This is a genomic window from Vibrio sp. 2-1-2a, assembly GCF_032648565.1.
Taxonomy (GTDB): Bacteria; Pseudomonadota; Gammaproteobacteria; order Enterobacterales; family Vibrionaceae; genus Vibrio; species Vibrio diabolicus.
Genome location: NZ_WBOH01000006.1, coordinates 156582 through 183259, shown reverse-complemented (window position 1 = coordinate 183259; position 26678 = coordinate 156582). Strand labels below are relative to the sequence as shown.

19 protein-coding genes and 1 pseudogene are annotated in these 26678 nt (G+C 45.7%); 13 read left to right on the top strand and 7 right to left on the bottom strand.

The genetic code is table 11. From position 1 onward, the window contains the following. Positions 1-174: 174 nt before the first annotated feature. Positions 175-903: a UTRA domain-containing protein gene (locus tag F7Y48_RS17205; protein ID WP_053808071.1), complete on the top strand. Its 729-nt coding sequence runs from the start codon at positions 175-177 to the stop codon at positions 901-903. Positions 904-965: 62 nt separating this feature from the next. Here F7Y48_RS17205 and F7Y48_RS17200 read toward each other — a convergent pair whose 3' ends face one another. Beyond that, positions 966-2552, bottom strand: a complete 1587-nt coding sequence (locus F7Y48_RS17200; RefSeq protein ID WP_005392697.1) for a BCCT family transporter — start codon at positions 2550-2552, stop codon at positions 966-968. Between the two features lie 304 nt (positions 2553-2856). Between F7Y48_RS17200 and F7Y48_RS17195 the strand changes: the two genes are divergently transcribed. Both F7Y48_RS17195 and F7Y48_RS17190 read left to right on the top strand, forming a co-directional pair. Further along, the gene (locus tag F7Y48_RS17195; protein ID WP_316685120.1) at positions 2857-5265 is read left to right on the top strand and encodes a beta-mannosidase; all 2409 of its coding nucleotides are present in this window, start codon (positions 2857-2859) and stop codon (positions 5263-5265) included. Positions 5266-5507: 242 nt separating this feature from the next. Next, positions 5508-6434, top strand: a complete 927-nt coding sequence (locus tag F7Y48_RS17190; protein ID WP_005392445.1) for a LysR substrate-binding domain-containing protein — start codon at positions 5508-5510, stop codon at positions 6432-6434. A gap of 92 nt (positions 6435-6526) precedes the next feature. Here the strand turns inward: F7Y48_RS17190 and F7Y48_RS17185 are convergent, their stop codons facing one another. Then, positions 6527-8263: a BCCT family transporter gene (locus F7Y48_RS17185; protein WP_258504836.1), complete on the bottom strand. Its 1737-nt coding sequence runs from the start codon at positions 8261-8263 to the stop codon at positions 6527-6529. Between the two features lie 319 nt (positions 8264-8582). Between F7Y48_RS17185 and F7Y48_RS17180 the strand changes: the two genes are divergently transcribed. The 7 genes and pseudogenes from F7Y48_RS17180 to F7Y48_RS17150 all read left to right on the top strand — a co-directional run bounded on the left by F7Y48_RS17180 (position 8583) and on the right by F7Y48_RS17150 (position 16908). Further along, positions 8583-9770: an aromatic ring-hydroxylating oxygenase subunit alpha gene (locus F7Y48_RS17180; RefSeq protein WP_005392447.1), complete on the top strand. Its 1188-nt coding sequence runs from the start codon at positions 8583-8585 to the stop codon at positions 9768-9770. A gap of 1 nt (position 9771) precedes the next feature. Next, positions 9772-11208 carry an aldehyde dehydrogenase family protein gene (locus F7Y48_RS17175; RefSeq protein WP_046873799.1) on the top strand — a complete coding sequence of 479 codons (1437 nt, stop codon included), beginning with the start codon at positions 9772-9774 and terminating at the stop codon, positions 11206-11208. A 142-nt stretch (positions 11209-11350) separates the two neighbouring features. Next, positions 11351-11512 (top strand): annotated as a pseudogene (locus F7Y48_RS17170) (rubredoxin); the annotation flags it as partial. Beyond that, positions 11501-12784, top strand: coding sequence for an NAD(P)/FAD-dependent oxidoreductase (locus tag F7Y48_RS17165; RefSeq protein WP_316685207.1), 1284 nt, complete (start codon positions 11501-11503; stop codon positions 12782-12784). The pseudogene F7Y48_RS17170 and the gene F7Y48_RS17165, both read left to right, overlap by 12 nt. A gap of 12 nt (positions 12785-12796) precedes the next feature. Then, a complete protein-coding gene (locus F7Y48_RS17160; protein ID WP_316685119.1) occupies positions 12797-14113 on the top strand; it encodes an FAD-binding oxidoreductase in 1317 nt (438 codons plus the stop codon). After that, complete coding sequence (locus F7Y48_RS17155; RefSeq protein WP_025768531.1) at positions 14110-14460, top strand: ethanolamine utilization protein EutQ; 351 nt, start codon at positions 14110-14112, stop codon at positions 14458-14460. Before F7Y48_RS17160 ends, F7Y48_RS17155 begins: the two co-directional genes overlap by 4 nt. A gap of 402 nt (positions 14461-14862) precedes the next feature. Continuing rightward, positions 14863-16908: an EAL domain-containing protein gene (locus F7Y48_RS17150; protein WP_316685118.1), complete on the top strand. Its 2046-nt coding sequence runs from the start codon at positions 14863-14865 to the stop codon at positions 16906-16908. A gap of 67 nt (positions 16909-16975) precedes the next feature. Here the strand turns inward: F7Y48_RS17150 and azu are convergent, their stop codons facing one another. The 3 genes from azu to norR all read right to left on the bottom strand — a co-directional run bounded on the left by azu (position 16976) and on the right by norR (position 20062). After that, positions 16976-17428 carry an azurin gene (gene azu, locus F7Y48_RS17145; protein WP_005392455.1) on the bottom strand — a complete coding sequence of 151 codons (453 nt, stop codon included), beginning with the start codon at positions 17426-17428 and terminating at the stop codon, positions 16976-16978. Positions 17429-17790: 362 nt separating this feature from the next. After that, a complete protein-coding gene (locus F7Y48_RS17140; RefSeq protein WP_005392456.1) occupies positions 17791-18441 on the bottom strand; it encodes an HAD family hydrolase in 651 nt (216 codons plus the stop codon). Positions 18442-18529: 88 nt separating this feature from the next. Continuing rightward, on the bottom strand, positions 18530-20062 hold the full coding sequence (gene norR / locus F7Y48_RS17135) for a nitric oxide reductase transcriptional regulator NorR (protein WP_316685116.1): 1533 nt from the start codon (positions 20060-20062) through the stop codon (positions 18530-18532). 190 nt (positions 20063-20252) lie between these two features. Between norR and norV the strand changes: the two genes are divergently transcribed. From norV to F7Y48_RS17120, 3 genes are read left to right on the top strand one after another with little or no spacing between them, the layout of a single operon-like run. Then, positions 20253-21755, top strand: a complete 1503-nt coding sequence (gene norV, locus F7Y48_RS17130; protein ID WP_316685115.1) for an anaerobic nitric oxide reductase flavorubredoxin — start codon at positions 20253-20255, stop codon at positions 21753-21755. Between the two features lie 9 nt (positions 21756-21764). After that, positions 21765-22913 (top strand): NADH:flavorubredoxin reductase NorW, encoded by a 1149-nt coding sequence (gene norW / locus F7Y48_RS17125; RefSeq protein ID WP_316685114.1) that lies wholly within the window; start codon positions 21765-21767, stop codon positions 22911-22913. A 44-nt stretch (positions 22914-22957) separates the two neighbouring features. Continuing rightward, complete coding sequence (locus tag F7Y48_RS17120) at positions 22958-23296, top strand: DUF1971 domain-containing protein (protein WP_114322822.1); 339 nt, start codon at positions 22958-22960, stop codon at positions 23294-23296. A gap of 129 nt (positions 23297-23425) precedes the next feature. On the opposite strand, the gene manA is transcribed toward F7Y48_RS17120, so the two are convergent. Together manA and F7Y48_RS17110 are read right to left on the bottom strand one after the other, a co-directional pair. After that, entirely contained in the window at positions 23426-24658 is a 1233-nt protein-coding gene (gene manA / locus F7Y48_RS17115) for a mannose-6-phosphate isomerase, class I (protein WP_316685113.1), read from the bottom strand. A 76-nt stretch (positions 24659-24734) separates the two neighbouring features. Continuing rightward, complete coding sequence (locus F7Y48_RS17110; protein ID WP_316685112.1) at positions 24735-26642, bottom strand: fructose-specific PTS transporter subunit EIIC; 1908 nt, start codon at positions 26640-26642, stop codon at positions 24735-24737. Positions 26643-26678 lie beyond the last annotated feature (36 nt).

Below are 26678 nucleotides of genomic sequence, written 5' to 3'. Positions count from 1 at the left end.
TTTGTATGCTATGGATGGAATGTGACGATTTAGAGCAAGTAATTTGACAGTTTTTATGAATTTCTATGGCACTTATATTTCATACGCTCAATATGTGTTCTGTTGATTAATGTCATATTTTTGTTACTTACACGCCTTATGTTGTTCATCAAATTATCGTTGGACTAGATCAGAATGAGAGCGACAGGCACCGGACAATTTGGTACCCAATTAGGAAAAATTAGAAGCAGCTTAAAGCAGCAGATTCTTTCCGGCATCATGTCGGAAGGACAAAAATTGCCATCAGAAAGAGAGCTCAGTGAACTATTTTCTACGACTCGAATCACTATCAAAGATGCATTGGTGTCTTTAGAAACTGAAGGTCTGATCTACCGAGAAGAGCGTCGTGGCTGGTACGTATCTCCAGAGCGGATCTGTTACAACCCGTTGTCTCGTTCTCACTTCCATCAAATGATTAGAGAGCAGCATCGTATTGCAGAAACCAAGTTACTCAACGTGCGAAGTGAAATGGCCGCAGGTGAGTATGCAAAATCGTTAGAGGTTGAGCGAATTACCCCAATTTATGTGATTGAACGGTTACGTTTTATTGATGGGCGAGCGGTATTGTTTGTTGAAAATATACTCAAATCAGCACTGTTTGAAGGTATATTGTCCGAGAACCTCATCATGTCACTGACGGGTATTTATCGTGAGAAGTATGGCTACGAGACAAAGCGCTCTCGTTTTGATGTGATTCCAACGTCAGCACCTGCTCATGTCGCTAAAGCGTTGAACTTGGCTGAAGGACAGCCGGTTCTGAAAATTCGTCGAGTAAACTACAAACAAGATGGCAAATTAATGGACTGCGAATTCGAGTATTGGCGTCCAGATGCAGTGATGATTCGCATTGATAGCGTAGGATAAAGTGCAGAATTAAAAAGAGCCCAATGAAGGGCTCTTTTTCGCATATTGGTTAGAGAGGCGGTTTAAACTAGTCCTTGCTCTTTTGCCATTTTACTTGCTATGCCAGGCGCTTTCCAAATGCTTGGCAGCAAAATGAAAGACACAGGTACGGCGGTAATTACAATGAAAGACTGCAATGCAGAAATACCACCAGAGCCCATTGATATAAGCGCAATAGCGACAATACCCATCATCAAGCCCCAGAATGAGCGAATCACTGCGTTTGGTTCCGTAGAGCCCGTCATTACCACACTGATTGTGTAAGTCATCGAGTCACCTGTCGTCACGATAAATGTTGTCGTTAAGATCAGGAACAGAACCGAAATGATCATTGGGTAAGGTAATTCACCGGTAATCGCTAGCAGTGCTGCAGGCAAGTTAAAGCCTTCAAACGCAGATGAAATCAAGCCAGGGTTATCAAGCTCAAACGCAAGGCCACTGCCGCCAACAATACTAAACCAGAAGCAAGTAATCAGCGGTGCTGCGATGCTAATAGACATGATCAGCTGGCGAATTGTACGACCACGAGAGATACGAGCAATAAAGATCGCCATCATTGGGCCATAACCGATAAACCAACCCCAGAAGAATACTGTCCACCAGCTTAGCCAGCCCGTATCACCACGGTAAAGCGCCATTGGGAAGAAGTTATCTACCATGCGACCAACGCCTTGTACATAGCCATCAACAATAAAGCTTGTCGGTCCAAAGAACAGGATGTAACCAATTAACAGCACAGACAAAATAATGTTGTAACGACTGACGATTTGAATACCTTTGCTCAAACCGCTTAGTGCGGAAAGGGTATACATCAGGATCGCTGCCATGATAACCATGCTTTGAGTTACGAACGTATCTGGCAGGCCAAACAATGAGTTTAGCGCGTAGCTAATTTGTAAACCTAAGAAGCCGATAGGACCGATGGTTCCTGCTGCTACGGCAATAATGCTACATGCGTCAGCAACATCACCAATCCAGCCTTTAATGGCTTTATCGCCAAACACAGGGTAAAGCAGAGTACGCGGCTTAAGAGGCAGGCCTTTATCGTAATGCAAGTGCATTAAGACAATGGAAGATAGACCACCAAGGATCGCCCAAGCTAAGAAGCCCCAGTGCATAAAAGACTGAGATAGAGCATTGATTGCGGCAGTTTTCGGAGAGGCTTCACCGTATAAAGGTGGGGCAGTCACAAAGTGCGCGATAGGCTCAGCAGCGGCCCAGAACACACCACCACCTGCAAGTAGGGTACAGAGTACAATTGACAACCATTTAAAGTTATCAATATCAGGTTTCGCTAGACCACCTAGACGCACATAACCAGTGCGACCAAACGCAAGAGCCAAACCAATAAGGAAATTCAGAAGAAGCAGTACTTGCCAGTAAGCTCCGAAATATTTAGTAGCAAAGCCGAAGCCGGTGTTAACCATTGCGGTTAGAGAGTCGGTATTCGTTAGGGCAAGTAAAACGAATAGAGTGAGGAAGCTACCACTTAACCAAAAGACAGGATTGGTGAGTTCGAGGCGCTTGAGCAGAGATGGGGGATGAATCGCAGAATAGTCAGCATCCTGAATAGGCGCTGTGTGGGAGGCGGCATTCGTCATATTTGACATAATTACTTCGCTTTTTAGGGCTATGAAGCCGTGCATTTCCCCTCACATCGTTTCGACGAAAAGTGTGAGGATGTTCAAAAAGCCGATGATGTTAACATGTCGAAGTTGCAAATATAACCTTAGATTTCGATTAATTTTTAACAGGTTAGCCAAGTTGCTGATTTTTGGGTAGAGATCAAAGGAAAGTGTTTTTACGTGAAGTGCACCGCATTTCGTATGTAAATAACATTTCCCTTGTTTTTGCATGGATTACTCAGGATTACATTGAGAAAGCATGTTTTTTCTCCAAACTGAGGTTTACTCAATGGCTCACTTCGAACTTAATGGACAGTGGTTACTTACCTCGCCACAGCGTCCCGATATTGAAATTCCAATGTCTATTCCGGGCGATAATATTTCGGCGCTTTTACAAGCAGAGCGCATTCCGGATCCTTATTTTGCCGATAATGAAAACAAAGTTCGTTGGATTGAAGAGTGTGAGTGGCATATCTCGCGTGAGTTTGAAGTCGACGCGTTTACGTTGTCTGCCAAGCAAGTGTGGATGACGCTAACTCGTGTCGATACCTTGGCAACTTTCTATGTTAATGGTGAGTTAGCACTAACTTGCAGCAACATGTTTACCCAGCAACGTGTGGATATTAAACCGCATTTAAAGCAAGGTACTAACACGATTCAGGTTGAGTTTTCTCGGGTGGATTTAGAAGGTATCGCAAGAGCAAAAAAACTACCATTTCCTATTCCATCGGCAATGGGCAACAACCAAATTCCACACATGAACTTGATCCGCAAAACACAATGCCATTCCGGATGGGACTGGGGCATTTGCTTGATGGTATCGGGTATTTACGACCCCATTCAAATCGACATTGTGAATGAGCTTTGGCTCAAAGGCTTCTCGACAGAGCAGCAATGGCAAGCCGATGAGAGTGTGTTTCTTGATGTATTAGTTGAAGTGGAAACGGACAGTCAACGCCATGAAATGATGGTTGAATTTAATGGCGAGCGTCAATGCATTCAAACAAACGGAAGTGGTCACTATCATTGCCAGTTCCACATTTCGGAGCCTCAACGCTGGTGGCCATCGGGTTATGGCGAAGCTTATCTTTACCCCATTACCATTTCTTGCATAGAGCAAAAGTTAACGCGCAACGTTGGTTTGCGTCAGTTAACCCTAAATAACCAAGCTGATGAACATGGCTCTGCGATGGAATTCATCGTCAATGGCGTACCAATTAATGCCAAAGGTGCCAACTGGATCCCTGTTGACGCAATGCCGGGGCGAGAATGCGAAACACGTTATCGCAACCTTTTGCAAAGTGCGGTTGATGCTAACATGAATATGATACGTGTGTGGGGCGGAGGTCAGTACGAGAGCGAGATCTTTTACAATCTGTGTGATGAGCTAGGCTTGTTAGTATGGCAAGACATGATGTTCGCATGTTCACTGTACCCATCTGATAATGACTTCTTAAAAGAGGTCGAAGATGAGCTTCGATACCAAATCTCGAGGCTTAAGGAGCACCCATCAATAGCACTTTGGTGTGGTGATAATGAAGTGATTGGTGCCATTGGTTGGTATGAAGAATCCAAGCACAACAAAGTCAAATACACGGTTAACTACGATCGCCTCAACCGCATGATTGAGCAGGTGATTACCGAACAAGATAGCGTTCGTCGTTTCTGGCCAAGTTCCCCGTGTAATGGTGAACTGGATTTCGGTGACGCGTGGCATGATGATAGTAAAGGTGATATGCACTTTTGGGACGTTTGGCACTCAGGAAAATCATTCAATGCCTACCTTGACGTGAATCCTCGTTTTTGCTCTGAGTTTGGTTTTCAATCTTGGCCATCTTTTGCAGAAGTTAAGCAGTTTGTCCCGGAGCAAGATTGGAATATCACGTCCCTAACCTTTGAACAACATCAGAAGAATCCTCGTGGTAACAGTATCATCACAGAGATGTTCACGCGTTATTTCCGTTTTCCCTCTGGATTCGAGAACATGCTGTATTTAAGCCAAGTTCAGCAGGCAATCGCGATCAAAACTGCGTGCGATCATTGGCGTGCCATTTCTCCAGTTTGTCGCGGCATGCTGTACTGGCAACTCAACGACAACTGGCCTGTCAGTTCTTGGTCTAGCTTGGAATACAGTGGTCGTTGGAAGCAGTTGCACTACCATGCAAAACGCTTTTTTGCGCCGCAGTATTTGGTATTTTCCGAGCATACAGGCAAGTTGAGCCTGCATTTGCTCAATGATGCCAAAGAGCCCGCAAGCGTCAACGCACTGCTCAAGTGGGTAGATTGGCAAGGGGAAGAAAAGCAATGTTGGGGCTTAGAACAAACGGTCATAGCAGACAGCAATACGATTTTGTGGCAATTGGATGAATCGATTGAGAAGGATGAACTTACGTCAGGCTTCCTCTATGTTGAAGCGCAAATCGGTGAAGACAGAATAAGCAACACATGGTTTAGTACTCACGAGCTAAAAACCTTGCCGATAGCGAAAGCCAATATTGATGTCTCGATTGAGGGTAGCCAAATTACATTGGTTGCGGATAAGCCTGCGTTTTTTGTTCATTTGGAGAGTGATGTTGATGGAAGGTTCAGTGACTCCAGTTTTACTCTGCTGACCAACGTTCCAATGACGGTTGAGTATTTAGGTGATGATGTTTTCGGCATGCAACAGTCGTTGAGGGTATACCACCTTAATGATTAAAACGGGCATAGAGCATCTATATGCTGATAACTAAAAAGGGAGCGTTTGCTCCCTATTTTGTGCTCTTTGTAGCCACGAAACTGTATACGGTTGCCTCTCTCACAACAATTTATGATTCATCTCTATTTTTTATCATTTATAAATTGTCGTTTTTGAGGTGTTGTCCAGAATGGCATTATCCACGTGCAACATAAGATTGCCGGGAATAAAAATAATTACAATACTGCCTTACTGGAAGATACATGAAAATCAAACCCCTCCCACCTTTAAATAGCCTCGTTGCGTTTGAAGCGTCGGCGCGGCACTTGAGTTTTACGTTAGCCGCTGACGAGCTAAACGTGACTCAAGGTGCTATCAGTCGCCAAATTAGACAATTAGAAGAATACTTAGGCAAGGCTATGTTCACGCGAGCCAACCGAAGCATTAACTTAACGCCTACAGGTCTTCAATATTATCAAGCTGTCAGTCAATCTTTGCTCGATATTGCTCAAATCACGGGTGAAGTGAAGAAATGGCAGGGCGAACAAAAGATCACGGTTGCGACGACAAATGCAATGGCAGCCTTGTGGTTGTTGCCTAAGGTTGCTCAATTTCAAAATGAACATGATGACATCGATATAAGGATATTGGCCTCAGATAATGTGTTGGACTTACGCCGATTAGATTGCGATATCGCCTTGTTTTATTGTCGCACTCCACCTGCGGAAATGGATGTGACAACGCTATTTTCAGAAGAAGTATTCCCTGTGTGTAGCCCGCTTTATTTAGAGAAAATAGGCCAGCCTAGTGAGCCAGAAGAAATCTTCAATAAAACGTTACTCTATCTGGAAGAGTCTCAAAGAGATTGGGTGAATTGGGAGCAGTGGTTTGCGAGTGTTGGATTGCCAAATATTTCGCCTCGTAATCGCATGAACATTAATAACTATCCAATGCTGTTACAAGCGGCTATTAATGGTCAGGGCATCGCGTTAGCCTGGGGCTCATTAGTGGACGACTATTTACAAAGCGGCGCTTTGGTTAGGCCAGTCGAGCATGTTCTTTCAACACCTTCCAATTTTTCTATGCTTGAACCTAAAAATAGAGGTTTAATCCCAGCCAGCGTCAAACGTTTTAGAGAATGGCTTTTGCATCAGTTGCCAGATGAGGTGGGTGATCGAGGCTTAGCTTAAATCAATAAGCAGAGAAAATAACAGAGTTTGGTAATGTTAAAAAAGCGGGAATATCAGTTCCCGCTTTTTTAATTGATTGATGAAACGACGCACTAACTTAGTACTGGTCCCTGATTAAGTGTGGAATCATCTTTCAGCGAGGATGTTGAAGCGATAGGCTCGGAAGCCACAGTTTTGCTTTCAACAAGCGGTTCAACAGGACCATCAAGTTTCTCTTGCTCTGGGTGAACATGCTCAGGAAGCATTGCCCATGGCTTAGGTTCGCGTCGAATACTATGGAACAGCGTTAAGCTCATCACCGCGATAAAAATCGCGATAGGGAAACCGGCAATAATGGAGGCCGTTTGCATTGCTTTTAACCCTCCTGCATATAGAAGCACTCCCGCAATGGCAGCGATCATGATTCCCCACAATACGCGTATAGACGTAGGAGGCTCACTGTGTCCAGCGGCATCGAGGGTACATAGAACTAAGGTACCTGAGTCAGCGGAGGTAATGAAATAAGTACCGAGTAATAAACACGCAAGCACGCTAAGGAGTTTACCAAACATACCTGTATCTAGGTTGTCGAATAGCGTAAACAAAGCGCGTGTCGTATCGGCTTTAGTCGCTTCAAGAATCGGGCCGCCAGAAAAATCCGCAGGTGGTGTTTGTTTAGCTTCTTGTGCCGTAGTGACTTGCTCTTGATGAGCAACACGAGCGTCTTGCTCTACCTTCAACGCTGCACCACCAAATACTGAAATCCATAAAAAGGTGATCAGCGTGGGTACGATGAGAGCACCGCCGATAAGCTCACGTATTGTGCGTCCTTTAGAGATACGAGCTACAAACATGCCAACGAAAGGGGCCCAAGTCATCCACCAAGGCCAGTAATAAGCCGTCCACCAGTTTTGCCAGCCAGAGTCATTCTGTGCATCGCTCCATAAGCTCATACCGATAATGTTTTGTGCATAAAGCCCCGTGCTTTCAAGTAGCGTATTTAAGATATAGCGAGTTGGGCCAATGTAAAGTACGACTAGCACGAGTGCGAGTGAAAGCAGCATGTTCCATTCTGATAAACGGCGAATACCTTTCCCTACACCAGATAGCACCGATGCAACCGCACAAGTACAAAGGGAAACGATAATAAAGAGTTGAATCCCCAAACTAATGTCTAGACCAAAGGCTTGATTCAAACCAGAGTTTATTTGGATAACTCCCATCCCCAAGGTTTGAGAGATACCGAAAGCAGTCACCGCGACTGTTAGGATATCAACCGTGTGCCCGATAGGCCCATAAATACGATCGCCAATCAAAGGGTACAAGATAGAGCGTAGGGTAAAAGGCAGATCTTTACGGTAGGAAAAGTAGGCTAATGCGAGTGCAACAATAATAAAGACAGACCAAGGATGTAGACCCCAGTGAAAGAATGTCAGTTTCATTGATGTTGTTGCGGCTTCATTGGTCAGGCCTTGAGTAAATGGGTTGTCAGCGTAATGCCACATCGGTTCGGCGACCGACCAGAAAATTAAGCCTATCCCCATGCCTCCGGAAAAAAGCATGGATACCCAAGACAAATAACTAAACTCTGGTTTTTCGTCATCTTTACTCAAACGAATATGTCCATATCGACTAACCATAAGATAAAGAAGAAAACCGACAACGAGTGAAACAAGTCCGATGTAAAACCACTTCATATTCTGTAACAAAATGCCGGAAATCGTTTCGAAGTATTGGCCCGCTTGGTTGGCGAGAATGGCGCAGAAAAGTACAAAACCGATAACGACGATCTTTGATGCGATAGTCACAGTCGGATTGAGTCCTTTCAATATCCCAGATGTTGCTCTCATAGGCATCCCTCACAGTGCTTTTGTTTTAGCGTTATTGTTTGTTGCGTTATTGTTAATTTTTGAAAGAGAGTAGAGAGAGGGCTTTTGTGTTTCAACTGATTAATACTCATCGGTTAATGAGTATTAATCATGACAAGAAGAACCTTGTTAATTAAAAGGTTATTTTGTTGTTTGAGATCAATGCACGAATGATAAAAACTCATCCAAACCCGGCGAAAAAGTCGTTTGTTTGTTGCTGGGTTGTTAATCAAAATCATCCCCACTAACACAACACGATGTTGTACGCACTGGATGCAACTCGACTCTCGGAGATAAGAATATGAGCAATGTCAACCAAACCATTATTCCTGTTGAACTTGTTGATAATGTACTGAACCCAATCAGTGAAGCAACAGGAATGCCGAATCAGGCCTACACCAGCGAAGAGTATTTTACCTTTGAGCGTGATCAGGTGTTTGGTAACACTTGGGTATGCATTGGTTTTGCATCAGACCTGCTTAAAAATGGTTATGTGATGCCACTTGATTTCATGAATCTTCCACTACTCATGATGAGAAATCGTCAAGGTGAAGTCCAAGTCTTCCACAACGTGTGTAGCCACCGAGGTATGAAGCTGGTGCATGAAGCAGGCGAAGTTCAAGGCATGATTCGCTGTCCTTACCATTCATGGACGTACGATCTTGATGGCAATCTAAAAGGCACACCACACATTGGTGGTATCGCAAAACACAAAGATGATCGATTTAAGTGTGAAAAACACGGCCTTAAGCCACTTCGTTCAGCCGTTTGGATGGACATGGTATTCGTTAACTTATCGGGCAATGCAGAAAGCTTTGAAGATCATATCGCGCCGCTAGAGCAACGTTGGCAGCAGTTCTTAGGTGAAGATGGGTTAGGGCTTCTTCGCCGCGTGAACATGGGTGGCAACTTAGAGATCGAAGTGAAAAGTAACTGGAAGCTTGCCGTAGAAAACTACTGCGAGGCTTACCACTTACCTTGGGTGCATCCGAGTTTGAACAGTTATTCTCGCCTAGAGGATCACTACAACATCATGTTTGCAGAGCGCTTTGCTGGTCAAGGTAGTCTCGCGTACAACCTTTCTGATACAGCAGGAACACACTTACCTAAATTTCCAAGCTGGCCAGAAGATAAACTGCGTCATGCAGAATACGTTGCACTCTTTCCAAACGTGTTGCTTGGTATTCAAGCCGATCATGCCTTTGCAATGATGATTGAACCAATCACTGCGAATAAGAGTGTTGAGCACCTACGTGTTTTCTATGTGGGTGATGAAGCAACGAAAGATGAGTTTGCTGCGTGTCGTACCGCTACCGTTGAGTCGTGGCGAGTCGTATTCGGCGAAGATATTGGAGCGGTCGAAGGTATGCAGGAAGGTCGTTACTCCCCTGGCTTTAGTGGTGGCGTGTTCTCACCAGAAATGGATGTTCCGACGCATTTCTTCCAAACCTGGTTGGCAAAGCAAGTGAAAGCGGCACTGGAGCAGTAATATGATGCATTACCTTAATTATATTGATGGTGAGTGGTGCGATTCAGAGCAAGCGCTGACCGTCATGAACCCTGGCACAGCCGAAGCGTATGCGACGATTGCAGAAGCCACTATCACCGATGCCGATCGCGCAATGGCAGCGGCACGCCGAGTGGTCAATCAAGGCCTTCTTTCGGACGTTCGTCCAGCCGTCAGAACCGAGTGGATGTTAAAAGCCGCCGCAGCTATTCGTGAAATGGTTGATGAAGGTGGGTTAGTTGCCTGTCGTGAAAATGGGAAATCTTTGCAAGATGCCAAAGATGAGTTTTTAGAGTCGGCACGTTACTTTGAATACTACGCAGGCATGGCCGACAAGCTGGAAGGCACGTCAATTCCGTTGGGTAAAGACTATGTCGACTTCACTCAATATGTGCCGTTTGGCGTGTCAGTGCAGATTGTGCCGTGGAATTTCCCTGTCTCTATTTGTGCACGCTCATTGGCACCTGCATTAGCCGCAGGTAACGCAGTAGTGATCAAATCGCCAGAGATTTCCCCACTTGCCATGACGCTGTTGATTCAAGCGATTGAAAAAGCGGGCTTCCCGAAAGGTACGATTAACCTTCTATGCGGTAAAGGCTCAGTCGTTGGCAGTCATTTGGTGCAGCACCAAGAGGTCGATCAAATTGTCTTTACGGGTTCCGTTCCAACCGGCCAACGCATCCTGCAAGATTCAGCGCAACGCGCTACTCCATCGGTGATGGAGCTGGGTGGTAAATCGGCTGCTATCGCGCTGAAAGATGCGAACCTCGAAACACTTTTGAAAAGCGTTCAGGTCGGTATTTTCTTTAACGCTGGTCAAGTGTGTTCGGCAATGTCTCGTTTGCTGATTCAAAAAGAGCGTTATGAAGAAGTAAAAGCGGCAGTAGTGGAAATGGCAAAAAGCCTAACCATTGGCCAAGGCGAAAGCCAGCCGGACATCACACCGTTGGTATCTGCTGATCAACAAGCACGCGTGCTTGAAATGATAGAACAAGCAAAAGCCGACGGCGCGAATATCCTAACGGGTGGCTATGCACCTGATCTATCGGGTTACTTTGTGGCACCAACAGTGATTGAAGCCACGCCAGATATGCGCATTGCACAAGAAGAAGTGTTTGGTCCTGTATTGGTGATTACACCGTTTGAAACTGAGCAAGAAGCAATCGAGATCGCGAATGGCACCGATTTTGGCCTGGTTGCTGGTGTCTTTGGTGAAAGCCTAAACCAAACATTGCGTGTGGCGCAGCAACTGCGTGGTGGGCAAGTGTTCATCAATGAATGGTTTGCTGGTGGTATCGAAACACCATTTGGTGGCGTGGGCTTGTCCGGTTTTGGGCGAGAAAAAGGACAAGAAGCGATTTATAGCTATGTCCAGACACGCAATATTGCCATTCGTTTGCAGCAAGACAGCAACGTATAGCTACCGTGTAACTTGATTTTCATCACCTCGCACCGGCTTGGATTTCAGACCACAAGCTAGGGCGAGGTTGATGGAATCGCTACAAATCTGACAGCGGTTTGTAAACACGGAAATTCTGAACAAGGTAGTTGGAGTAAAAGTGATGAGAAAGTGGCTCTGTATTATTTGCGGCTTAATCTATGATGAAGCACAAGGTTGGCCATCCGATGGCATTGCACCAGGAACAGCATGGGAAGATGTGCCGGATGATTGGTTATGCCCCGACTGTTTAGTGGGTAAGGCCGATTTTGAAATGATCGAAATCACCGACGATGAGCCAGTAGAAGAGGTCGCGGCAGTGTCTTCGGTGTCGGTAGGATCGTCTGTTCAGCCAAATGCGACTCAGCCACTTCCATCTGAAGTCACTCAGCCTATATTTTCAGCTGACCCTATTGTTATCATCGGTAGTGGCCACAGTGGTTACCAGTTGGCAGCGGCACTTAGAGCGCAATCTGAAACGGTTCCGATCACTGTCTTTACCGCTGATGATGGCGCACTGTACAGCAAGCCTGCCTTGTCTAATGCACTGGTCATGAATAAAGACGGCGACGCGCTACAAAGTGAAAGCGCGTTGGAGTGGGAAAGTCGTCTCAATATCCGCGTTTACCCGCATACCCGCGTTGAGCATATCGATCGTGCCAATTCAACGCTACACACCTCTATCGGCAAATACGCCTATAGCCGCTTGGTACTGGCAACAGGTGCATCACCGATTGAAATCCCAATTGAGGGAGATCGCTCTTGTGTTATGAGTGTGAACGACTTAGTTGATTACCGCCGTTTCAGAATTCAGCTACAGAACAAAAAGCGCATCGCAATCCTCGGCGATGGCTTAATTGGCTGTGAGTTCGCGAATGACCTGATCGAAAGCGGTTATGAAGTGACAGTTATCGGGTTAGGTCAATGGCCAATGGAGCGTTTGATCCCGCAACAGTTGGGTGAATCATTACAAAGTGCACTTGCAGATCGAGGCGTGCAATGGGCTCTACAAGACAGTATCGCCAGAATCGAGCCAATGTCCGAATCAAGCGCGGTTTTGCATCTAAACAGTGGCAAGCAAATTGAAGCAGACCTAGTGCTAAGCGCGGTTGGACTCAAGCCAAATGTATCGCTGGCTGAGCAAGCAGGGCTAGAAGTGAGCCGCGGCATTAAAGTGAATCAATTCGGCCAGACGAGTGATGAGAATATTTACTCGCTAGGCGACTGTGTTGAAACCGAGCAAGGTTGGCAGCCGTATATTGCGCCGATTAATCAAATGATTCCTTCCGTAGCGAAAAGCTTGCTAGGCGATGTCGCGTCAATCTCGTTAACGCCAACTCCTGTGATTGTAAAAACGCCGATTCTTCCACTCACTATTTTCCCGGTTGCCCCGAACGAACTGGGACAATGGTATATCGAGAGTCAGGCAGATGAATTGACCGCTGCGTTTTATTCTCCTGAGGGAACGATGCTTGGCTTTGCGTTGCTAGGAAGAAAAGTACAGTCATTACGTAGTCCTTGGCTAGATCAATTGTCATTGAAACTTTCAGCAGCGTAACGGAGAAAGAAGATGATTCATTTACCCAATGATGATGCAACATGTGGTTGGTACCATGCGTTGCCAAGTATTGCAGAAAAACCAGCGTTAAAAGGTAAACAAACTGCTGACTATGCCGTGCTAGGTGCCGGTTTCGCTGGACTAGCTATGGCAAGACGTTTAGCTGAACTTCAGCCTAACGCACGAATTATACTGATTGACGCACAACGTATCGGCCAAGGGGCGTCAGGGAGAAATTCGGGCTTTGTGATCGATTTGCCCCATAAGTTTTCACTTGAGCATCCCGATCCTGAGCACAAACAAAAGTTATTATCGCTCAACCGTTCTGCGATTGCTCAGCTAGACACTTTAGTGTCGAAGCACAGTATTTCTTGTCAATGGTCAGCAAAGGGCAAATATCAAGGAGCCGTAGGGGCGCGCGGTGAAGCGTATCTCGATCACTTTGAGCACCTAATGAAAGACCTTGGCGAACCATACTTCCATGTTAATGGCAGTGAGCTGGCGAAAGTCTTAGGGACAAATTACTACAGCCGCGCAATTTACACGCCAGGTGGTTATTTAATGCAACCTGCTGCTCTGGTGCGTGGGCTAGGGGAAAGCCTTCCAGAGAATGTCGAGGTGTTAGAAAACTCGCCAATCCGCAAACTCAGTAAAGAAAACGGTTACTGGGTATTACATGGAGATAGTGGTTCTGTTGAAACCACTGAACTGTTACTTGGCACCAGCATTTTTACTCGGGAGTTTGGTTACCTTAAAAACAGATTACTGCCAGTGATGACGTTTGCAAGCTGGACGCGTCCATTGACCGACGCAGAAATGCAACGATACGGAGGTGAGCTGAATTGGGGCCTAACCCCAGCTGATCATGCGGGAACGACGTTACGTATGACCGCTGATCGACGTATTTTGATCCGCAATACTTACAAACACGTGCCGAAGTATGGCTCAAGCATGAACGATAAAGTCAGAGAGCAAATCCGAGACGATCATCGTCAAGTCTTTTTGGCGCGTTACCCCGAGCTGGCCGACGTACCATTTACTCACACATGGGGTGGGGTATATGCCATCTCTCGTAACTTTACTAACTTTTTTGGTCAATTAAATGAAGGTGTTTATGCCAGCGCTTGTGACAATGGTGTTGGTGCTGCGTGGGGAACCATTTCTGGAACGCTGTTAGCTGACTATGTCGTTGGTGCGACATCTAAATCATTGGATGACATACAGCAAGTGACAGGAATGCCTTGTTTGAATCCGCCAGAGCCTTTTTTAGGCATGGGAGTAAAAACGCGTATCCAATTAGCAAAATGGCAAAGCCGGAGTGAATTATGAAGCAAGTCAAACTCGTTGATAGTAAAAACCTAGATTTTAATGTTCGTGGTGATACGCCGGGAATGGCGTACGTAGCCCGAGCGTTAAGCCCGGAAATTTCACCAAACATTGGCGTAGGCTTTGCTAAATGGGAAGGCGCTCAAGTGGCTTGGACGGTGCTTTATGATGAGGTTATTTTTGTGATTGAAGGTTGTTTCGAGCTGACCGCAAATGGTGAGACACATTTTGTGCACCCAGGTCAAATGTTGTGGATCCCGGAAGGAACCGAATTGGTTTATGGTGGGCATGCTCTATTCGGCTACGTGGTTCATCCAGGAAACTGGAAAGAGCTACACGGGATTGAATGATTTGTTTTACAGACGAGACAACGACTTGAAGTTCTACTCGTGCTAAATCAAAAATCGTTCACAGTGTATGTGAGCCAAATCAACTCGCCCGTCAAGGGCGTGTCACCGAAGCCTCCTTCTTGAAGTCATTTGGGTATATACATCAGTTTTAACGATAGCCATATCGAGATGCTTGGTATGGCTTTTATCGTTAAGGATAATAATCTCATTGGATCAAGGGGTATATAATCGTTAAATTGCACTTGCGACATCTTTGCGCTGTGACTGGCAATTCAAACTATTGTTTTAGCCAATAGAAACACTAAAAATTATCCACCAAATAATACGTTACTGAGTCTGGCCGTTGCATTTACGGCTGCCTATTTCGCAGCCGATGATTATTACTTAATATAAGAACTCACCATGCACACTCGTCGTGAACGCGTACTTGATCCCTTTCATCGTCTAACGGTATTTACAGATAAATGGCGACTTGGATCTAAATCTTATCTTACTGATCTCGCATCTATTGCCTTATTGCTGTTACCGCTGACGCTATCTAACGCACTTGCCATCTTTCTTGGTCACGCTTCTAGAATCCTAGGGATGTCAGAGGTTTCTCAGTTATTGTTCCATCTTTCTGATATTTTAATCAACTTATATCCCACAGCGTTTTGCATTGTGGCTGGTTACTATTTATCGCATAAAGTGAATGTGTCGAGCGCGATTATCATCATTTATTCGTTGGTCATGTTCTATTTAATTTCAATAGAGAATGACAGCCTTTCTAGTAATTACATGTTGCCGAATAACCCGTTATTAGCACTCTTTAGTGCAACGGTGTCATACGTTTATTGTAAAAGTTTCCGAATTGAGTTGCTTGATCCTCAAGCAATGGACTTCTCTTCTCGTCTTTTTAAAGATGTCTTACATTTTTTCGTATTCGTTTTATTTGCGGTTTGCTTATCTCACGTCACCGCAGCGGTGATGAATGCTTTTACTACAACAGTGGCTGGACTTAACTTTGATCCGCTGACGTTCACAGGAGGATTATTTTATCAATCCATCTTGAGCTTATTAGGAGCAGCGGGCATTAATGGTCACAACATGTTGTTTGCCATCAAGCAGCAAATATACGCTGCGACCGAAGCCAACATGGCTGCTTGGCAAACAGGCGAAGCGTCGCTTAACGTTATTAGCCAAGGTTTTTACGACGCATTTTTATCCATGGGCGGGTCAGGGAATAGCATTAGTTTACTCCTGTGTCTGTTATTGTTCGCTAAAGAGCGCAATCATATTTTACTGGCGTTAGCGGCAGCACCATTGGTGATGTTCAACATCAATGAAGTGCTGCTATTTGGCTTGCCTATCATCTTTAACCCTATTCTGGTCGTCCCATTTGTATTAGTGCCGCTGGTCAGTTTTATCATCACTTACTGTGCGATTGCCTCCGGCTTAATTGCGCCTGTTGAAAATATTGTGAACTGGATGACACCGCCTCTGTTGAGTGGTTATGTTGCAATGGGACATCATGCACAGGGGGCGATACTTCAACTGGTGGTGATTGCGATTGGTGTACTAATTTATCGACCTTTTTATCTAGCCTATGCAGGCAAATATGTGGGGCAGCTTGGTGTAAGTAATACTTACAATGGTTTAGAACAATCCCTATTTAAATCACTACTCAGTAGTGTGAAAGATGCGAACACATCGAGTATCAGCAAGTCATCCGCGCAGAAGCGTTTAACTTCCATTCTTCGTGAAGGCGAGTTGGTGATGTTTTATCAAAAGCAGCACTCAACAAAGGATGCGGAACAGTATTCTTACGAAGCGCTTATTCGATATAAAGATGAAGATGGAAACTTACTTTCACCAACGTTTATTGAAGATTTTCACCGGTTAGATGCCATGCCACTGCTCGATAAATTAGTACTCGAAAAGGTGTTGTCGGATATGAAGGAAATGGGATTATCTGAGCAGCGAAGAGTGGCCATTAATGTTTCTGTTGCTACCATTCAACAAGTGGATTTTGTTCAGCATTTACAAGACAGGTTGGTCTATTTTGGAATCCCGGCTGAATGGCTTGAAATTGAAATTACTGAAGAAGCCGTATTAGACAATGAAGTTTCTTTAACTAACACCATGAAAGCTCTACAGAGTATGGGAGTTCGTATTACAATGGATGATTTTGGTACGGGCTACGCATCGTTTCCTCATTTGTTCAAGTATCCATTTAACAAGATTAAGCTAGACAGATCGCTGCTATTGGACGCTAACGATCATCGTGGACGTCAACTGTATCGATTGGTTGCTAAGTTAGGACATATTGCAAATTGCGAGGTCGTAGCGGAAGGGGTGGAAACGCAGTCTGACTATGACTTTGTGCGGTCAAGTGGGGTTGATAAAGTTCAAGGATTTTACTTAGCAAGGCCTGTACCTTTGGATGAGATTATCCATCGACGTGCTTAACTAACGTGCAATAAAAAGGGAAGCGATGGCTTCCCTATAGTGAGTCTTGTTTTGACTTAGTTAGCTCTTATTTGAACTCAAATTTACCCTGCATGATCGCCCAGTGACCAGGGAACGAGCAGAAGAATGAGTAGTCGCCGCCAGCTTTCATTTTTTCAGTGCTGAAAGTAATGCTGGTGCTTTCACCGCCGCCAATCACTTTTGTGTGAGCGTATACACGGTCGTCATTTGGCTTCACGTAATTGTTTTCTGCACCTGCTGCCATGCCGTCCGTACCTACTGCTTGTAGATTAGCGGTATCTGCGATAACGACGTTGTGACCCATTGATTGTGCAGGCATTTTACCTGTGTGGTTTAGCGTCAGTTTTACTTCTTTACAAGTGGCTGGAACGCTCAGTGTTTTAGTAGAAAACTGCATCATATCGTTAGCATCTAGGGACACTTCACACTCGGCACTGGCTTGGGCACCAAAGCTCATTCCTACTAATGCGAAGGTTGCTGCTAATAAACGTAAAGACATATAACACTCTCCATTTTATATTTTGGGCTGACTTGGATTAATCTCATCCAATAGTTCTCATTATCAGCCAATTTTCACTCGAAAAACGTGCTTCAAGCGGTATATTGACGTTTTGTTGCAAAGTTGTACTGGTTAGTTCCACTATTTGATCACTCATAGGCCCTATTTCATGCGATGGCGTGAGGTAAATCAAAAAAGAAAGGAACACGCCCCGTACAGAGATAAGGTCTATCTTATTAAGCCTTTGGAGCAGTATCTTGGCATTTATTAGAAGTAGATTAGAGAAGGTGAGAGGAGAGGCTCAAGCATAAAAAAGCTCAGCCAAATTGCTGAGCTTTAACAGTTAGAGCGGCAGTTTACGTTTAGCGATTTTGCTTCAACGCATCTAACGCTTCATGTAATGACGGCACGATGGAATGACCAAATTGTTTTACCTCTTCGCAAGGTTCAACTAAATCCGGAATCTGATAAGTAACCATATTCGCTGCCACCGCTGCGCGAACACCGTTATTGGAATCTTCAAAGGCCAAACATTGGCTTGGTTCTACATCCAGACGATTCGCTGCCAACAAATAGATTTCTGGATCGGGTTTACCGTGGTTTACCTCGCAGCCTGTGGTGAGGTTGTCGAAGTACTTACTCAAACCCGCTAATTCCAGTTTGATTTTCGCCACCTCTTTTGCCGTAGAAGTCGCTACTGCGATTGGTAAGCCTTGTGCTTTCAGCCATTCTAGCAGCTCAACAACACCATTTTTCACTGGGATGGCTTGGTGTTTGACGACAGCATTGTAACGAGTACGCCATTCATGATGCAGGCGGTCTAGGTTCTCACCGTAGGCTTTGCGGAAAATTGCTTCAATACCTGCCGCATTGCGACCAATGATTGACAGGTAAACATCTTCATAAAACGGAAGGTTTTGGACTTCACATGCTTCTTGGAAAATACGCATACAGACGCGCTCAGTATCAAGGAGCAAACCATCCATATCAAAAATAGCAGCTTGGTAGTTCATTACATTACAGACTTTTCGATTGTGATGCTGCATTTTGACATAAGCGAGATAGATTTTCTTGCGGAATTCAAACCGTCCGTATCCTTTTTTACTTTATACCTAGCCGTTTGGCTAAGCGGTGTAAATTACCATTATCGAGTTCTAACTGACGTGCTGTTGCAGCCCAGTTTCCTTGATTCTGCTCTAGTGCTTTTAGAATCATGGCTTTTTGGAAGGTGTCAGTGGCTTGCTTTAAACCAGCGTCTGACAGTTCAAATGAAGAGCTAGGTATACCTGGCTCTTCAGTGATGGGCTGATTGTTCGACGCTTTGATATCGAAATCTTGTTCCACCAATTCGATATCCAGCGATTGAGTTCTAGCTTTGGCAAGCACGCCCGCTCGTTTGATGACGTGTTCCAGTTCACGCACGTTGCCCGGCCAAGAGTAATCTTTAAGTGCTTGAACTAGAGTGGGAGAGAGTCGAACACTGTTCAGCCCCAACTTGCTGCGTAGTTGCTCTGCAAAGAAACCAGCCAGTAGCACGACATCGTCTTCACGTTCACGAAGTGGGGGAACATGAAGAGGGAATACACTCAAACGGTGGTACAAATCTGCTCTGAAACGGCCAGCTTTTACTTCTTCATGCAGAACACGGTTCGTTGCCGCCACAATGCGTGTGTTGACTCGAATATGTCGGTCATCCCCAACACGCTGGATATCGCCATATTGCAATGCGCGAAGTAGCTTGGCTTGCAACTCCAGAGAAAGTTCGCCAACTTCATCCAAGAATAGTGTGCCGCCGTCGGCTTGCTCGAACTTACCTTTCCGATTACTGATAGCACCAGTAAAAGCACCTTTGATATGACCAAAAAGTTCACTCTCTGCGACAGATTCAGGTAACGCGGCACAGTTTAAGTACACCAAGGTATTATTGGCTCGGTGAGAGCGATGATGAATTGCGTTTGCGACGAGCTCTTTACCAACCCCTGTTTCACCCATTATCAACACTGATAGCTCGGTATCTGCCACCGCATCGATTTGCTCTTGAAGTGCTTTCATCCCAGCAGATTTGCCAATGATTTCGTTGCTTAGCGTACGTTTCTCAGTGTAAGACCCACGTGGCAAGCTTGCTTGTGTTTCTAACTGCTCCAGTAGTAGAGCTGTGTGCAAGCCCCCCGCGGCTAACGCACTTACAAAGCGTAGTTCTTGATTGAGTAAACCATCGAACTGATTCGGGTCGAAGGCATCAATAGTGATCGCGCCAATCAATTGATCGTCGATCAGCAAAGGGAGACCAATACATGAATGGACGTGCAGCTTGTCGTCGTGGTTCGGAATTAACCCGTCATAGGGATCGGGTAAGTCGCTATTCGATGGAAACCGTACGATATCGCCAGCGCGTGCAATGGCTTCCAATCTCGGGTGTTGGTTTATAGAAAAACGGCGTCCCAATACTTCCTTTGCTAAGCCATTGATAGCCAGCGGCTTAAAGTGCTGATCTTCATACAAAAGAAGAGCAGAAGCATCACATTTTAATATCTCGCGAATCGTTGTTAATAAGGTATCAAATCGAGCTTGCCGAGTGAGCGCTGAATTTAGGTCTTGCGTGATGTGTAGCCATTGCGCGATTAAAGAAGTCATAGCCAATACCAATTGTGTCAATATGACTATTGTAGTGTCTTAATGACAATTTTCAAATGTGTCTTAATGACAGTTGTTAAAGTTGTGTTTTAATTAAATTATTGAAATATATAGCAATTAAAAGTTGGCATGCCCAGTGCAATGCAAGAAGAAATTATTTTTGTTTATCCCGTCATTCAAGGTAGTAATTATGACAATTCACGTAAAAAACAACATCCACTGGGTAGGTCAACGCGATTGGGAAGTTCAAGATTTCCATGGTACAGAATACAAAATGACAAAAGGTACCAGCTACAACAGTTATCTAATTCGTGAAGAAAAAACGGTGCTGATCGATACGGTCGATCATCGATTCAGCCAGCAATTTATCCAGAACCTAGAAATGGAAATCGATCTTAAGACGATCGATTTTATCGTCGTGAACCATGCAGAAGAAGATCACTCAGGCGCATTGTCTGCATTGATGGAGAAGATTCCGAACACGCCAATTTACTGTACGGAAGCGGCGATTGATTCGATTGTTGGCCATCACCACCATCCCGAATGGAACTTTAAAACGGTAAAAACGGGTGACAGCATCGATATTGGTAACGGTAAGCAATTGGTGTTTGTGGAAGCGCCAATGCTGCATTGGCCAGACAGCATGATGACATACCTAACTGGCGATGCAGTGTTATTCAGTAACGACGCATTTGGTCAGCACTACTGCGATGAACGCTTATTCAATGATGAAGTGGATCAAAATGAGCTGATGGAACAGTGTTTGCGTTACTACTCAAACATTCTAACGCCGTTCAGCAGCTTGGTAACAGCCAAAATCAAAGAAGTACTGAGCTTCAACTTGCCTGTCGACATGATTGCAACTTCACACGGTATTGTGTGGCGCGATAACCCAGTCCAAATCATCGAACAGTATCTAGAGTGGGCGGATAACTACCAAGAAGATCGTATTACCATCTTCTACGATTCTATGTCGAACAATACCCGAATGATGGCGGACGCGATTGCACAGGGCATTCACGATGTCGACCCGGGTGTCGCGGTTAAAGTCTTCAATGTGTCTAAGCACGATAAGAATGAAATTCTCGCCAATGTGTTCCGCTCAAAAGGCATCTTGGTTGGTTCGTCTACCATGAATAACGTCATGATGCCGAAGATTGCTGGCATGCTGGAGGAGATCACAGGTCTTCGTTTTAAAGCCAAGAAAGCCGCTGCCTTTGGTAGTTATGGCTGGAATGGTGGTGCGGTAGACCGTATCCACGCACGGTTGACCGACGCGGGTTTTGAAACGGCAGTCAGCCTGAAAACTAAATGGCGACCAGATGGTAAAGCGATGCGTGAGTGTCGTGAACATGGCAAGAGCATCGCGAAATTGTGGGCGAAACATTCACTAACAAGTCCTGTTGCGTCTCCGATGATGGCTGCGTCTGCACCGCAAGTTCAATCACAGCCCGTTGTACAAGTAGAAACGCAAGCCGTGGTCGAAAGGGAGCTTATTAATCCAAGCTCAGAAGCACATCCATCAGATTGCCAGTGCATGATTTGCACCGTTTGTAACTGGGTGTATGACCCTGCTCAGGGTGAGCCTAATCAAGGAATTGAAGCGGGTACCACGTGGTCAGACGTTCCGGACTACTTCCTCTGCCCTGAATGTCACTTGGGTAAAGATGTATTTGTTGAGTTCAAGGGGTGAGGAGCTGTGATGCAAGCACCAATTGTAATTATAGGCAGTGGCTTTGCTGCCTATCAACTGGTTAAAACTGTGCGTCGAATGGATGCACAGGTGTCAATTCAAGTATTCACCGCTGATGACGGTGCGGAGTATAACAAGCCTGATTTGAGCCATGTGTTCAGTAGAAAACAGACCGCGAGGGATCTGGTGGTAAAAACGGGAGAAGCGTTTGCTCAAGAGCATCATATCGAGTTATTAACCCACACTAAAATTGATAGTGTGGATACGCAAGCCCAACAAGTGGTAGCAGATGGACAAGTTTATGCGTACTCCAAACTGATTTTTGCAACGGGCGCGAAAGCCTTTGTTCCTCCAATGCGAGGTGATGCTTCTGGCGATGTCCTAACGCTCAATTCGTTACAAGAGTATCAGCTCGCAGAAGAGAGAGTCAGTCAAGCAAGGCGCGTAATGGTTATCGGTGGTGGTTTGATTGGCGTTGAGATTGCCATGGATATTGCGAGCAGCGGTAAAGCCGTTACGGTGGTTGAGCCAAATTCCCGTTTGCTCGCTAACCTGATTCCTGAATTCGTCGCATTGCCGCTCGAAAACCAACTCAAGCAGCAAGGTATTCAACTTGCCTTGGAGACTGGAGTTGTCGCGATCAATCACTCGGATGATTCGCTGGTGGCAAGCTTGAGCAAAGGTAAAGCAATCGAAGCCGATGTAGTGATTTCAGTTGCGGGTTTACGTGCTAACACTTGGTTAGCGAAGGCTTGTGGGTTAGAGGTTGGGAAAGGCATTGCTGTCGACGCTAAGCTGCAGACTTCTACGAACAATGTATTCGCTCTGGGCGATTGCGCCGAGATACAAGGGCGCATGCTTCCATACCTTCAGCCAATTGTGTTGAGCGCTAATGTTTTAGGTAAGCAGTTGCTTGGGCAGGAAGCGCAATTGAAGTTGCCGCCAATGATAGTAAAAGTCAAAACGCCGAGTTACCCAATTCAGCTTGCCGGGGACTTCAGTGCTGTCGCGAATTGGAATGTGCAGATTTCTCAATCTGGCATCGTGGCAAAAGCTGAAAATGAACAAAGCATACTGACAGGGTTTGTTGTGACGGGTGAGCAAGTGGCTCAGGCTTTTCCGTTACTGCGTGAACTGTCTCAAGTCGCGCAATCGTAACTCGCTTCAAGCAGCACAATTTTATATTCAAAGAGGGTATAACCATGTCACATCTTCGTATTCCGAAAGACTGGACGGTTCAACGTTCGACGCCATTTTTTACCAAAGGCAGTGTGCCTCCAGCTCTTCTAACTCATCACAACACAGCCGAAGGCGTGTTTGGGCAGTTATGCGTAATGGAGGGGCAAGTCACCTACTATGGTTTTGCTGATGAATTCACGACAGAGCCTGAAATGGTCGTCGTGATCAACGCAGGTCAGTTCGCGACAAGCCCGCCACAGTATTGGCATCGTATTGAAATGAGCGATGATGCACAGTTCAATATTAACTTTTGGTCGAATAAAGATAAAAGTGGACAAGCGATGTTCCACGCTAAGCAGTAAACCTTTCTAGACAATTTGATTATTGCGTGAATTTATCGGGAAAAGCGCATATTAAGTAAAAGAGCAGAGACGTTTCTCTGCTCTTTTTTGCTTATTGGCAGTAACGACATGCAAACTTAATCAGCGATATTAACTGTAAGCCCGCGCCACACGACCTTCGCAATTCAAACTGTATTGTTTGGCGTAAGCTGGGATGAAAACAGATTGGCCTTTGTCTGCTACACACGTTTCACCATTTGCGTGTGTAATCACGAGCGGGGAATCTAGCGGCAACAGGATTTCTGCGGTTCTTACATCAAGCGTTCGTTGGTTGGCTTGTTTTACAATCGCGAATTTGAAATCGTCGACGGGAATTGGGTATTCCAACATGTCGTCGTTTTCGATTGGCGCAAGCAGTAGGGTGTCGAATGGCTTTTCTTCGAAGCGTGTGCATGCAACGAGTTCTTTTACGTCCATATACTTCGGCGTTAAACCGGCACGTAGCACGTTGTCTGAGTTCGCCATGATCTCAAGCCCCGTACCTTTCAAGTACGCGTGTGGCGTTTCTGCATTCAAGAACATCGCTTCGCCTGGTTTCAGCGTGATGACGTTGAGTAGCAAGGGCGCAAACAAACCAATGTCGCCCGGGTATTGCGTTTCTAACTCCAAGATCAGGTTGAACAGAGGTAAGTCGGTGATGCGAGCTTGTGCCAATAGCACCGTCAACGCCATCTCTTTCTGTTCGCCTTCTAGTGACAGTAGACCGGAGAAGAAGGTCGCTAAGCCCGTTGGCGTTTGGTTTGCGATAAGGTCATTCACCAAGCCTTGCAGCTCAGGAATCGCCAGCTCAGAGAAGAAGCTGATGATTTCACTTGTTGGGCGGAAGCCATTCATCGCTTGGTATTCGGTTAGCGCGTAAACCAATTCTGGTTTGTGGTTTGGATCTTTGTAGTTACGGTTTGCAGCGGTTAGGGGAATGTCTTGTTTTTCTTCCAGTGCAAAACCTAGTTCTGCTTGTTGCTTGTTTGGGTGCACCTGAATCGACAGCGCTTTCTCGGCGGCAAGCACTTTAAACAGGTATGGAAGTTCACCAAAACGGTTTGCGACTTCTTCACTCAGAAAAGCATTCATGTCTTGAGCAATCAGTGAAGAGAGTTTGGTCTCCTCACCGTTTACCATCACCAATGAGCAACCGTTTGGATGCGCGCCCATCCATACTTCTGCTTGTGGTTCGCCCGTTGGGTTTTCAATGCCAAACAGTTGGTTAACAGAAGTAGTACTTCCCCAAGCGTAGTTTTGAATCACGTTGTTCATCAGGAAAAACATCGGATGCTTAGCTTGAGTTTGAATCGTTTGTGTATCGGACATCGTTAAATCAGACATAGAGTGTCACCATGAGAGAAAATCATGGCTTGGGCGACATTGCCCAAGCCATAGGAGCCATTTGGGGTAGGGGTGATTAAGCGGCTGCTTGCATCATTTTTGCTTTGCGAACTTTCTTCAGAGTTACACACGTTACTGCGGTAACTACTGCGCCAGCTGCCATACAAATCAGAGCAAGGACTGGGTGGTTCATCGCACCAAGTAGAGCGACAACTGGACCGCCGTGAGCAACGCTGTTGGTAATGCCGAATGAGAACGCCATTACTGCCGATACCATTGAGCCAAGTACGTTTGCAGGAATCACTGACATTGGATCTTGCGCTGCGAACGGAATCGCACCCTCAGAGATACCAACCAGACCCATAGCGCCTGCTGCTTTGCCCGCTTCGGTTTCTGATTCTTCGAACAGGTTGAACTTACGACCAAGCGCCGTTGCCAGTGCCATACCTAGAGGCGCAACAGGGATTGCACACGCCATCGCACCCATAAATTGAGTTTGACCGCTCGCAATCATGCCCACAGAGAATAGGAAGGCTACCTTGTTGAATGGACCACCCATATCGAAGCCAGCCATACCTCCAAGTACGATACCTAGTAGAACGACGTTACCTGTACTCATGCTCGTTAGTAGCGCAGTCAGACCGTCCATTAGGCTTGCGATTGGCGCGCCGATAACGAAGATGAATAGACCTGCGATGAACAACGAACCTGTGATTGGCGCAATCATGATTGGCACCAAAGGTTGAATAAACTTGTGGTAGTTAATCGACGTAATCCACTTCACGAAGTAACCCACAAGCAGGCCTGCGATGATGGCACCGATAAAGCCTGTACCTGCGTCTGCGCCGTAGAAAGAACCGTTGTTTGCAATCCAACCACCGATCAAGCCAGGAGTTAGAGCAGGGCGGTCAGCAATCGCGTAAGCAATGTAACCCGCTAGAATTGGGATCATCAGCGTAAAGGCAACCACACCGACGTTGAGGATTTGGTTCCACATGCTGCCTTCAGGGATGGCCATGCCGGCTTCACTTGGCTGACCGACGATTGCAAGAGCAAGTGCAATCAACAGACCCCCCGTTACGACGAAGGGGATCATGTGTGATACGCCGTTCATCAAGTAGCGATATAAGTCAGAACGGGCTTGAGAAGCTTTGTTTGCAACTGACGCTTGCGTATTGCCATTGGACTCAGCTTGGTACGTCGGTGCGTTTAACGCTTCATTAATCAGTCCTTGAGCATCGCGGATTGGGGATTTTACGTTGGTTTTAACCACGCGTTTGCCCGCGAAGCGGTTCATGTCGACTTGTTTGTCACAGGCGACGATGATGGCATCTGCACGCTCGATTTCTTCTGCGGTTGGGCTGTTTTTCACACCGATTGAACCGTTCGTTTCAACCTTGATTTCGTAACCCATTGCCGCGGCGCCTTTCTCTAGCGCTTCTGCTGCTAAGTAGGTGTGCGCAACGCCCGCAGGACAACCAGTAACACCAATGATGAAACCTTGGTTTGCTGGAGCATCTGTCACTGGTTGCGGTTCTTCTTTAGCAAGAAGGAGTGCCAGTGCGTCTTGGCTGTTTGTTGCGCCTAAGAACGCATCGATGAAACCATCTTCAATCAGTTTTGAAGACAGCTCTGCAAGTACTTCGATGTGGTGGTTATCACCACCGTCTGGAGAAGCGATCATGAAGAACAGTTTTGAAGGTAAACCGTCTTCTGCGCCGTATTCGATACCTGATTTGCTTACGCCGATCACAACCGCCGGCTCAATCACAGCGGCGCTTTTCGCGTGTGGAATTGCCACGCCATTTTCAAATCCGGTATTTCCTAATTCTTCACGTTCTTTTATATCTGCAAGAAATTGTGTTTGGTCAGAAATACGACCTTGGGCATGAAGAACGGCAACCAGTTCTTTAAATACGTCTTCTTTTGAAGACGCTTTAAGATCAAGCTTAATTAAGTCTTCATTTATTAGTTTGGTGATCATTGTAGAACCCCTATAAATATAATTTTTATTTCAGGG